Source organism: Streptomyces tubbatahanensis (assembly GCF_022699385.1).
GTDB lineage: Bacteria > Actinomycetota > Actinomycetes > Streptomycetales > Streptomycetaceae > Streptomyces > Streptomyces diacarni.
Window position 1 is genome coordinate 5767501 of sequence record NZ_CP093846.1, and the last position, 12065, is coordinate 5779565.

Below are 12065 nucleotides of genomic sequence, written 5' to 3' on the forward strand. Positions count from 1 at the left end.
CTTGTCGGGTAAGTTCCGACCTGCACGAATGGCGTAACGACTTCTTGACTGTCTCAACCATAGACCCGGTGAAATTGCACTACGAGTAAAGATGCTCGTTTCGCGCAGCAGGACGGAAAGACCCCGGGACCTTTACTATAGCTTGATATTGGTGTTCGGTTCGGCTTGTGTAGGATAGGTGGGAGACTGTGATGCGGGCACGCCAGTGTTCGTGGAGTCGTTGTTGAAATACCACTCTGGTCGTGCTGGATGTCTAACCTGGGTCCGTGATCCGGATCGGGGACAGTGTCTGGTGGGTAGTTTAACTGGGGCGGTTGCCTCCTAAATGGTAACGGAGGCGCCCAAAGGTTCCCTCAGCCTGGTTGGTCATCAGGTGGTGAGTGTAAGTGCACAAGGGAGCTTGACTGTGAGACTGACGGGTCGAGCAGGGACGAAAGTCGGGACTAGTGATCCGGCGGTGGCTTGTGGAAGCGCCGTCGCTCAACGGATAAAAGGTACCCCGGGGATAACAGGCTGATCTTCCCCAAGAGTCCATATCGACGGGATGGTTTGGCACCTCGATGTCGGCTCGTCGCATCCTGGGGCTGGAGTCGGTCCCAAGGGTTGGGCTGTTCGCCCATTAAAGCGGTACGCGAGCTGGGTTTAGAACGTCGTGAGACAGTTCGGTCCCTATCCGCTGCGCGCGTTGGAGTCTTGAGAAGGGCTGTCCCTAGTACGAGAGGACCGGGACGGACGGACCTCTGGTGTGCCAGTTGTTCTGCCAAGGGCATGGCTGGTTGGCTACGTTCGGGAAGGATAACCGCTGAAAGCATCTAAGCGGGAAGCCTGCTTCGAGATGAGGACTCCTGCCTCCTTTGAGAGGGTAAGGCTCCCTGGAGATGACGGGGTTGATAGGCCGGATCTGGAAGCCCAGTAATGGGTGGAGGTGACCGGTACTAATAGGCCGAGGGCTTGTCCATAGAGGCTCGCGTCCACTGTGTGGGTTCTGAGACAACAACCCGAGCACCCCCACGTGTTGTGGTGGGGTTGTGCCGGTTGTGTTTCGTAGTGTTTCGGTGGTCATAGCGTGAGGGAAACGCCCGGTTACATTCCGAACCCGGAAGCTAAGCCTTTCAGCGCCGATGGTACTGCATGCGGGAGCGTGTGGGAGAGTAGGACGCCGCCGAACTACATGTGAAGTCGTGGTCCCTGAACGTCAGTTCAGGGACCACGACTTTTTTGTGCGTGGTCACCGGCAGTTCATGTTGCGCGGACACCATCCGGACATGGGTTCACCACAGTTGACCGCAGCGGGTGTCCGGGCCGGTAGCGAGGTCGTGGTGCCGTCCTTCGGCGGAGCCGACATCGCCAGGGCAGTGCGCGAGCTCGGAGCCCGGCCTGTCTTCGCGGACATCGATGCCGAGACGTACTGCCTCGCGCCCTCGTCCGTGGCTGAGATGCTGACGGCGCGGACCGCGGCCGTTGTGCCCGTCCACCTCTTCGGCCGTAGTGCGGACATGACGGCGCTGCACGAGGTCGCGCGAGATCGGTCCGTCCCCCTCGTCGAGTGGGAGCCGATGGTGCGTACCGACGCGTTGGACGCGGTGCGGCGGCGGCAGTACGCCGCATACCTCGGCCGGCGGCTCAGGGGGGTGGTGGCGCCGACGATCGCGGAGGGCGGCGAGCATGCCGTCACCCGGTACGTGGTGCGGGTTCCCGGGAACGGGCGGCCCGACCGTGACGCGTTCAAACAGGCGTTGCGGGCACGGGGTGTGGCCTGCCACGTGCCGGTGAAAACCCCCGCGCACTGGATGCCCGAGTTCCGCGTGGCGCGGCGGTTGCCCGTCTCGGAGCGGGCGGCGGAGGAATGCCTGGCGCTGCCGCTTTCCTCGGCGATGAGCAAGCGCGAGCTGCATCAGGTGGTCTCGGCGTGCAATGCGCTTGGCGGCCTCATGCGGGAACGGGCGTCGTAACGCCGTTCCTCGCCGGGGTTTCCTTCCGCATGGTGCTGCCGAACTACTCTCGTGGCGATCCGCGATCCGCGATCCGCGATCCGCGATCCGCGATCCGCGATCCGCGATCCGCGATCCGCGATCCGCGAGCGCTCCGTGGTGGTCCGCGACTGTTGTCAGCCGGTCGAGGGCAGAGCAGCACATGGGGTAAGATCGTCACCGCTGATCGCGCCCCAATAGCTCAGTCGGCAGAGCGTCTCCATGGTAAGGAGAAGGTCAACGGTTCGATTCCGTTTTGGGGCTCTCCGTAAGCAATGAGAAGGCCCCCGTCGGCGACGGGGGCCTTCTTCTTTTCGTGGCAGTCGTGAGGTCCGCCAGCGGGTTACTCCGGAACCCTCATGGCGAGGATGGCCATATCGTCCGAGGGCGCGTCGCTGGCGAAGCGTTCCACGGCGCGCATGATGCGCGCAGCGACCGCTCCCGCGTTCAGGCCCGTGCAGGTGGCGAGCACGTCGGCCAGGCCGTCGTCCCCGAGCATGCGGGTGCCCTCGCGGCGTTCGGTGACGCCGTCCGTGACACAGAGCAGAACGTCGCCGGGGTCGAGCGTGACGGTCTGCTCGTACAGTTCGAGGTCTTCGATGACGCCCAGGAGGGGTTGGGGGTCGGCGGCCGGCTCGACAGTGCCGTCCTGGCGCAGTCGCAGCGGCAGGGGATGCCCCGCGCACACGACCTTCAGTTCGGCGCTGCCGTCCTGCTGGGGGCGCATTTCGCCGTACAGGAGGGTGAGGAAGCGGCTGCGCGCCCCTTCTTCGAGGATGGCCGCGTTGAGGCGCTGCAGCACCATGGGGCCGCCGAGTCCCTCGCGGGCCAGGAGGCGCAGTGCGTGCCGGGCCAGGCCTGTGACGGCGGCGGCCTCGGGCCCCGTGCCGCAGACGTCGCCGATGGCGAAGCCGTAGGTGCCGTCCGCGATCTCGAACAGGTCGTAGAAGTCGCCGCCGACCTCGTTGCCCTCGCCGGCCGCCCGGTAGATGACCTCGCGCTCGATACCGCCTTCGACCTCGGGCAGTTCGGGCGGCAGCAGGCTGCGCTGGAGCGACTGGCTGATGGCGGTGCGCTCCGAGTACAGGCGCGCGTTGTCCAGGGCGAGTGCGGCCCTGCGGGAGAGGTCCTCGGCCAGCTCAAGGATCTCCTGGCGGAAGCGTTCGTCGGTGGGTTTGCCGAGGGTCAGCATGCCGATGACGCGGTTGCGGGCCACCAGGGGCAGGATGACGGTCTCCCCGCCGACGGCCGCCGCCGTGGCGAGGGTGGTGCCGGAGGAGAGGTGCTGGTCCTCGCCGCTGAGCGTGACGTTGCGCAGGGAGGTGCGCAGGGCGGCCGAGTGCGCGGCATCGGACGGCGCGGACCACACGCGGGCGCCCGGGGTGGGCACGGGCTCGGGCGGCTCCACCTTGGCGAGCAGGGCCTTGAGGTTGTCGATGCGGTCCTCGTCCTCGTGCAGGACGTAGGAGAGCCTGGGCTCCGAGCCCTGGTCGGCGACGGTGTAGACGGCGCACCAGGTGGCCAGGGTGGGCACCGTCATCTGCGCCATGAGGGCGAGGGTCTGGTCGCGGTCGAGCGTGCCGGCCAGCAGGTCGGAGGCCTCGACGAGGAAGGAGAGCGAGCCGCGGCGCAGCCGCTCCAGTTCGGTGAGGCGGGCGCGTTCGACGGCCAGCGCGATCCGGTCGGCGGCGAACTGGAGGCGTAGTGCCTCCTCGTTCGAGTAGCGTCCCGCGCCCTCGGTGGCGACTCCGAGGGAGCCGGTGAGCCGGCCCTCGACCTTGAGGGGGACGGTGACGACGGAGCGCATGCCGGTGCCGTCGAGGAGGGGAGCGGCGCCGGGGACGACGGTCAGGTCTTCGTGGACGGAGGGCATGCGGGCCGATCCGTAGCGGCCGCTGCCGGTCTCCACGGGGACGCGGGCGAAGCGCTGGCGCGCCGAGGGCAGCCCTGTGGAGGCGCGGACCTCCAGCTCCGTCTCGTCGTCGGTGGCGAGCAGCAGGTAGGCGGCGTCGCCGTCGAGCATGTCGCGGGCGCGCTCCACGGTGCGTTGCAGGAGCCCGTCGAGGTCGTCGGGGGCGGGGGAGCCGATGAAGACCTCGAACGGGTCGGCGGAGGACTGTTCCTGGGAGTCCTGGGCGGTTCCGGTGCTGTCGTGCGCGGGCAGGCGGGGCGGGGACTGCAGGATGGCCCGTTCGTGCTCGCGCACCAGCAGGCAGACGGTGGAGGGCTCGCCGTCGCTGTCCCGTACGCGCAGGTGGGAGGCGTAGACGGGGATGGTCCTGCCGTCGGAGCCGCGCATGCCGTAGGAGCCCTCCCAGCGGGAGAGGCGCAGGGCTTCGGCGATGCCCGTCCCGGTGCCGGGGGTGTGGGGCCAGGCGGCGAAGTCGGTGAGCGGTTTGCCGACGACCTGCTCGGCGGGGTAGTCGAACAGGTCGGTGGCGTCCTCGTTCCAGGAGCTGATGGAGCCGCTGCGGTCCACCTGGACCACGGCGACGCGGATGCGGGTGTCGGTGACCGGAAGTGCGGTGTCGGGGAGCGCGGGTCCTGCTGTGCGGGTGCCGACCGGGCGTTCGGGCAGGTCGAGGCGGAACCAGACGCGTTTGTCCGCGGCCGTGTAGTCGACTCCCCAGCGGGTCGCGAGGGCGGCGCACAGCAGCAGTCCTCGGCCCCCTTCGCGGTCGGGTCCCGCGGGCTGCGGGTGGGTCTCCTGGAGTGGGAGCTCGCGTTCGGGGTAGCGGTCGACGACCTCGACGCGTACGCCGTCCTCGTCGCGCAGGCACAGCACCTCGGCGGCCGTACCGGCGTGCACCACGGCGTTGGTGACCAGCTCGCTGGTCAGCACGACGGCGTCGTCGACGATGTCGCCCAGGCCCCACCCCTGGAGGGTGTCGCGCACGAAGCCGCGGGCGGTGGCGACGGAGCGGCCGACCGGTTCGAAGGTGGCGGCGGCTCGCGCGGTGATCACTGGTCTCCCCATGGACGTCCTGTCGGCCAGGCGCACTGGTGTGCGCTGCGCGGCCAGGGCCGCGACGGTGCTCGCATCTTCCCTCGGGCTGTCCTGTGAGACACCGGCCCGTGGCGGGGCCCCCGTGGGAGAGCCCGCACGCTCGGCGCTTCGTTCCTGCGTCACCGCAGCGCCCCTCCGTCGCCCGTCGTACTCACACCGCTGCCCCCCTGCCTCCAGTCCCCTACCCGGCGGACCCGGCGGAGCACCCGCCGGTATGGGGGTGAACGGACAGCCGGGTGCCAGGTTACTTACGTATCCCTGGCGCGTGGCTGCCGGATGCGGGTGTTTTCCCCGGGCGGCCCGCGACGAAGTGCGGTATGCCATGCTGCCGAACTGTTATCGCCGGGTTCGGACAGGGTGAAACACTGGGAAGGCTCGGAGTACAACGGCCCGGGCAAGGACGGTCGACCCGCAGGAGGGGCAGTGGAGTCTGGCGCAACCGCGCGTAGCGGCAACACGCGCGCGAAGGGCGGACGGTCCCGGAGGAGCGGAACGGTCGAGGTCGACGCCGCCGCACTGAACCGCCTGCTTGGCGCGCTCACGGCCATGCGGGACGGCAATTTCCGCCGGCGGCTCACCGTCACCGGCGAGGGGCCGATGGCCGAGATCTCCGCTGTCTTCAACGAGGTCGCGGACCAGAACCTGCATCTGACAGGTGAGCTGTCACGGGTGCGGCGCGTGGTGGGACGTGAGGGGAAACTCACAGAGCGGTTGCAGACCGGCGCCTGCGAGGGCTCCTGGGCATCGGCGATCGATGCGGCGAACGCGCTGGTGGACGACCTGGTGTGGCCCGTCTCCGAGGTCGGCAGGGTGCTGACGGCGGTCGCCGACGGCGACCTGGAGCAACGCATGGACCTGCGCTCGCGCGGTTCGGAGGGCGGCGGGCATCCGCTGCGCGGCGAGTTCCTGCGGGTCGGGCGCACGGTGAACGGCCTGGTGGACCAGCTCTCGGCGTTCACGGACGAGGTGACGCGGGTCGCCCGTGAGGTGGGCACCGAGGGGAAGCTGGGCGGTCAGGCGCGGGTGCGCGGAATGTCCGGCTCGTGGAAGGACCTGACGGACTCGGTCAACACCATGGCGTCGCGGCTGACGGCGCAGGTGCGGGACATCGCGCTGGTGACCACGGCGGTCGCCAAGGGCGACCTGTCACGCAAGGTGACCGTGCATGTCGAAGGCGAGATGCTGGAGCTGAAGAACACCGTCAACACGATGGTGGACCAGCTCTCCTCCTTCCAGTCCGAGGTCAACCGGGTGGCTCGCGAGGTGGGAGTCGAGGGCGAGCTGGGCGGTCAGGCGCGGGTGCAGGGCGTGGCCGGCGTGTGGAAGGACCTGACGGACTCCGTCAACCTGATGGCGGGCAATCTCACCTCTCAGGTGCGGGAGATCGCCCAGGTGACGACGGCGGTCGCGAACGGCGACCTGTCGCAGAAGATCACCGTCAACGCGCGCGGTGAGGTGGCGCAGCTCGCCGAGACGATCAACGCGATGACGGACACGCTGCGCACGCTCGCTGACGAGGTCACGCGCGCTGCCAGCGAGGTGGGCACCGACGGGGTGCTGGGCGGTCAGGCGGCCGTGCCGGGCGCCGCGGGGATCTGGAAGGACCTGACGGATTCGGTCAACACGGCGTTCCGGAATCTGACCGCGCAGGTGCGGGACATCGCGCAGGTCACGACGGCGGTGGCCAACGGTGACCTGTCGCAGAAGGTGACCGTGGACGTCGCGGGCGAGATGCTGGAGCTGAAGAACACCGTCAACACGATGGTCGACCAGCTCTCCTCCTTCGGCGCCGAGGTGACCCGCGTGGCGCGGGAGATCGGCGTCGAGGGCGAGCTGGGCGGTCAGGCGGCCGTGCCGGGCGCGGCAGGCACCTGGAAGGACCTGACGGATTCGGTCAACACGGCGTTCCGCAACCTGACGGGCCAGGTGCGCAACATCGCGCAGGTGACCACGGCGGTGGCCAACGGTGACCTGTCGCAGAAGGTGACCGTGGACGTCTCCGGCGAGATGCTCCAGCTGAAGAACACCGTCAACACGATGGTCGACCAGCTCTCGTCCTTCGCGGAGCAGGTCACCCGGATGGCCAGGGACGTGGGCACGGAGGGCCGGCTGGGCGGCCAGGCCCGGGTGGACGGCGTCTCGGGGACGTGGAAGGACCTGACGAACTCCGTCAACTTCATGGCGAACAACCTCACCTCTCAGGTGCGGCAGATCGCGCAGGTGACGACGGCGGTGGCGCGGGGTGATCTGTCGCAGAAGATCGAGGTGGACGCCCGGGGCGAGATCCTGGAGCTGAAGAACACCATCAACACGATGGTCGACCAGCTGTCCGCCTTCGCCGACCAGGTCACCAGGGTGGCCCGTGAGGTGGGTACGGAGGGCCGGCTGGGCGGCCAGGCGCAGGTGCCGGGGGTGGCCGGTGTCTGGCGCGATCTGACGGACTCCGTCAACGGCATGGCGGGCAACCTGACGGGCCAGGTGCGCAACATCTCGCAGGTGGCCACGGCGGTGGCCCGCGGTGATCTGTCGCAGAAGATCGAGGTGGACGCCCGGGGCGAGATCCTGGAGCTGAAGACGACGCTGAACACGATGGTCGACCAGCTCTCCTCGTTCGCCGAGGAGGTCACGCGGGTGGCCCGTGAGGTGGGCACCGAGGGCATCCTGGGCGGTCAGGCGGAGGTCAAGGGTGTCTCGGGCACCTGGAAGGACCTCACGCAGTCGGTGAACTTCATGGCGAACAACCTGACCAGCCAGGTGCGCAACATCGCCGAGGTCACCACGGCGGTCGCGCAGGGCGACCTGTCGAAGAAGATCACCGTGGATGCCAAGGGCGAGGTGCTAGCCCTGGTGACCACGGTCAACACCATGGTGGACACGCTCTCCTCGTTCGCCGAGCAGGTGACGCGGGTGGCCCGCGAGGTGGGTACCGAGGGCCAGTTGGGCGGCCAGGCGCGGGTGCGTGACGTGTCGGGTATCTGGAAGGACCTGACCGACAACGTCAACATCATGGCCAACAACCTCACCAATCAGGTGCGCAACATCTCGCAGGTCGCCACGGCGGTGGCGGGCGGTGACCTGACGAAGAAGGTGACCGTCGAGGCCAGCGGCGAGGTCGCGCAGCTCGCGGACACGGTCAACACGATGGTCACCACCCTGTCCTCGTTCGCCGAACAGGTCACCAGGGTCGCGCGCGAGGTCGGCACGGACGGTGTGCTGGGCGGCCAGGCGCGCGTCCAGGGCGTGGCCGGCACGTGGAAGGACCTCACGGAGTCGGTGAACTCCATGGCGTCCAACCTGACCGGACAGGTGCGGCAGATCGCCATGGTGACGACCGCCATCGCCAAGGGCGACCTGACCAAGAAGATCGACATCGAGGCGAACGGGGAGATCCTCCAGCTCAAGACGACCATCAACACAATGGTCGACCAGCTCTCCACCTTCGCCGAGCAGGTCACCCAGGTGGCCCGCGAGGTGGGTACCGAGGGCCAGTTGGGCGGCCAGGCGCGGGTGCCGGGCGTGGCGGGGACGTGGAAGGACCTGACCGACTCCGTCAACGAGATGGCGGCCAACCTCACCCGTCAGGTGCGGGCGATCGCCGACGTGGCCACCGCGGTGACCCGGGGCGACCACAACGTGCACATCGACGTCGAGGCGGCGGGCGAGATCCTGGAGCTCCAGGGTTACATCAACACGATGATCGCCAACCTGCGCGACACCACGCAGACCAACCAGGAGCAGGACTGGCTCAAGGGCAACCTGGCGCGGATCTCCGGCCTGATGCAGGGCCGCCGCGACCTGCGTGACGTCGCCGGGCTCATCATGAGCGAGCTGACGCCGGTGGTCTCCGCGCAGCACGGCGCCTTCTTCGTCGCCCTTCCCCAGGGCACGCCCGAGGGCGCCGGTGGCGTGGGCGCGGGGCCGGGCGAGAACGGCTCGTACGAGCTGCGCATGCTGGGCAGTTACGGCTACTCGACGGACACCATGCCCACCTCCTTCCTGCCGGGCGAGTCGCTGATCGGGACGGCGGCCGAGGAGAAGCGCACCATCGAGATGGGCAACGTGCCCTCCGGGTATCTGAAAATCTCCTCCGGTCTCGGCGAGGCACCGCCCGCGCACCTGGTGGTGCTCCCGGTCATCTTCGAGGGAACGGTGCTCGGCGTGATCGAGCTGGCGTCCTTCCAGCCGTTCGGGCAGATCCACAAGGACTTCCTGAACCAGATCGCGGAGATGATCGCGACCAGCGTCAACACCATCAGCGTCAACATGCGCACCGAGCGGCTGCTGGAACAGTCGCAGGAGCTGACCTCGCAGCTGCGGGACCGCTCGGCGGAGCTGGAGAACCGGCAGAAGGCGCTCCAGGAGTCGAACGCGGCGCTGGAGGAGAAGGCCGAACAGCTCGCACAGACCAACAGCGATATCGAGATCAAGAACCGGGAGATCGAGGAGGCGCGGCAGGTCCTGGAGGAGCGTGCGGAGCAGCTGTCCGTCTCCATGCGCTACAAGTCGGAGTTCATGGCCAACATGTCGCACGAGTTGCGCACTCCGCTCAACTCGCTGCTGATCCTGGCCAAGCTGCTGGCGGACAACGCGGAGAGCAACCTGACGCCCAAGCAGGTGGAGTTCGCCGAGACGATCCACGGCGCGGGCTCGGACCTGCTCCAGCTGATCAACGACATCCTCGACCTGTCGAAGGTCGAGGCGGGCAGGATGGACGTCAGCCCGACGCGGATCGCCCTGGTACAGCTGGTGGACTACGTGGAGGCCACCTTCCGGCCGCTGACGGTCGAGAAGGGACTGGACTTCTCGGTGAGCGTCTCGCCCGAACTCCCCGCCACCCTGCACACCGACGAGCAGCGGCTGCTGCAGGTGCTGCGCAACCTGCTGTCCAACGCGGTGAAGTTCACCGACAGCGGCGCCGTCGAGCTGGTGATCCGTTCGGCGCGCACCGACGTGCCGGACGCGATCCGCGAGCAGATGCTGGAGAACGGTTCGCTGCGGGACCCGGACGCCGAGCTGGTCGCCTTCTCGGTGACCGACACCGGTATCGGGATCGCGCAGAGCAAGATGCGGGTCATCTTCGAGGCGTTCAAGCAGGCGGACGGCACGACGTCCCGCAAGTACGGCGGCACAGGGCTCGGACTGTCGATCAGCCGGGAGATCGCGCGGCTGCTCGGCGGTGAGATCTTCGCGGCGAGCGAGCCGGGCCGCGGCTCGACGTTCACGCTGTACCTGCCGTTGCACCCGAGCGAACTGCCGCCGCAGGGGTACGCGCAGCTGCCGGCGGGCGGAGCGGCCACGACCGCCCTGCCCGAGCTCGGGGCGGGCACGTCCGCCGGCGCCCCGGGAACGTCGGCTGGTGCCCCGGGCACGTCCGCAGACGGCCAGGGCGAGGCCGCAGAAGGCGGCGAGACGCCCGGCGCGTGGCAGGCGCAGGGACCGCAGCTGACGGCCGAGGAGGCCGCGCACACGCTGGCCGACCGGCGCAGGCTGCGGGACGCGAGCGGGCAGGCGCAGCCCGAACTGCCGCCGGAGGCGCAGCCGGCCGCTTCGCAGGCGTCGGGCGGCGCGGTCGCGGGACGGGCGCCGGCAGAGCAGCAGAGCGGCGCCGCGGACGAGGCGGAGCGGACCGTGGAGTCCCCCGGCGGGGCCCAGGCGGCTCCCCGGGAGGGCCGGGAGGCGCCGGCCGCGAGTGCGGGGGGCGCGAGCGATCTGGCGGGCCGCAAGGTCCTGATCGTCGACGACGACATCCGCAACGTGTTCGCGCTGACCAGCGTGCTGGAGCAGCACGGCCTGCAGGTGCTCTACGCGGAGAACGGCCGCGAGGGTATCGAGGTGCTCGAGCAGCACGACGACGCGGCGGTGGTGCTGATGGACATCATGATGCCGGAGATGGACGGCTACGCGACGACGGCGGCGATCCGGAAGATGCCGCAGTTCGCGGGGCTGCCGATCATCGCGCTGACCGCCAAGGCGATGAAGGGCGACCGGGAGAAGAGCATCGAGTCGGGCGCCTCGGACTACGTCACCAAGCCGGTGGACACCGATCATCTGCTGTCCGTCATGAGGCGGTGGATCAACGGCGGGTGAATGTGGCACCGTGTCGCTGAGGACCACGTGCTGACTCGCTGTGGTCAAAAGCGTGTGGCGGCACGGTAAACCGGGAACCTTTTGGTCCCCTGGGGCGTTTCTGCTACGTGCACAGTGACATCACGGTGACAGGGTGTGGTGGACCGCAGGGTGCGGCTACCATGACCGGCACAAGGACGGGCGGCGGCGACAGAGAGCCGCTCCCAGGGGCGGCGTCCGAGAGGCTGCCGGGGCGAGGAGGACGGGCCATGGTGCAGAAGGCCAAGATCCTCCTGGTCGATGACCGGCCGGAGAATCTGCTGGCGCTGGAGGCGATTCTCTCCGCGCTCGATCAGACGCTGGTGCGGGCATCGTCAGGGGAGGAAGCGCTCAAAGCGCTGTTGACCGACGACTTCGCGGTCATTCTGCTGGATGTCCAGATGCCGGGCATGGACGGCTTCGAGACGGCGGCGCATATCAAGCGCCGCGAGCGCACCCGTGACATCCCGATCATCTTCCTCACGGCCATCAACCACGGCCCGCACCACACCTTCCGCGGCTACGCGGCGGGCGCGGTCGACTACATCTCCAAACCGTTCGACCCCTGGGTGCTCAGAGCGAAGGTCTCCGTCTTCGTCGACCTGTACATGAAGAACGTGCAGTTGCGCGAGCAGGCGTCGCTGATGCGCCGCCAGTTGGAGGGCAACGGCGGCCGGCAGCACGCGGAGCCGTCCGAGGACGGCGGCGAGGCCCCGGGCCTGCTGGTCGAGCTGTCGGCGCGGCTCGCGGCCGTCGAGGAGCAGGCCGAGGCCCTGACCAAGCAGTTGGGCGACTCGGCTGACGCGGCGACAGCCGCCACCGCCGCGCATCTGGAGCGCAAACTCGCCGGGCTGCGCCGGGCACTTGACGCCCTGGAGCCCGGCACGGACAGCGACCCCTCGACCCAGGTTCCCTCCCAGAACTGACGGCGTCGGGCGGGGGGTGCCACTCCGTCTGACGGCGCCACAGCTGCGGGCTGATCA

4 protein-coding genes, 1 tRNA gene and 2 rRNA genes (1 of these 7 running past the window's edge) are annotated in these 12065 nt (G+C 68.7%); 6 read left to right on the plus strand and 1 reads right to left on the minus strand.

Annotated features, from left to right (window positions below; all coding sequences use genetic code 11):
- The 4 genes from MMF93_RS24955 to MMF93_RS24970 all read left to right on the plus strand — a co-directional run.
- Window positions 1–959, plus strand: a 23S ribosomal RNA gene (locus tag MMF93_RS24955) (it extends 2169 nt beyond the left edge of the window).
- 92 nt (window positions 960–1051) lie between these two features.
- Window positions 1052–1168 (plus strand): 5S ribosomal RNA (rrf, locus tag MMF93_RS24960).
- 97 nt (window positions 1169–1265) lie between these two features.
- A complete protein-coding gene (locus MMF93_RS24965; protein WP_242754948.1) occupies window positions 1266–1952 on the plus strand; it encodes a DegT/DnrJ/EryC1/StrS family aminotransferase in 687 nt (228 codons plus the stop codon).
- A gap of 209 nt (window positions 1953–2161) precedes the next feature.
- Window positions 2162–2234 (plus strand) — tRNA-Thr (locus tag MMF93_RS24970).
- A 79-nt stretch (window positions 2235–2313) separates the two neighbouring features.
- Here MMF93_RS24970 and MMF93_RS24975 read toward each other — a convergent pair.
- Window positions 2314–4935 (minus strand): SpoIIE family protein phosphatase, encoded by a 2622-nt coding sequence (locus MMF93_RS24975; protein ID WP_423835513.1) that lies wholly within the window; start codon window positions 4933–4935, stop codon window positions 2314–2316.
- 465 nt (window positions 4936–5400) lie between these two features.
- On the opposite strand from MMF93_RS24975, the gene MMF93_RS24980 reads away from it, so the two are divergent.
- Both MMF93_RS24980 and MMF93_RS24985 read left to right on the plus strand, forming a co-directional pair.
- Window positions 5401–11064, plus strand: a complete 5664-nt coding sequence (locus MMF93_RS24980) for a HAMP domain-containing protein (RefSeq protein ID WP_242754952.1) — start codon at window positions 5401–5403, stop codon at window positions 11062–11064.
- A gap of 248 nt (window positions 11065–11312) precedes the next feature.
- The gene (locus MMF93_RS24985; RefSeq protein WP_242754955.1) at window positions 11313–12008 is read left to right on the plus strand and encodes a response regulator; all 696 of its coding nucleotides are present in this window, start codon (window positions 11313–11315) and stop codon (window positions 12006–12008) included.
- The last annotated feature ends 57 nt before the right edge of the window (window positions 12009–12065 follow it).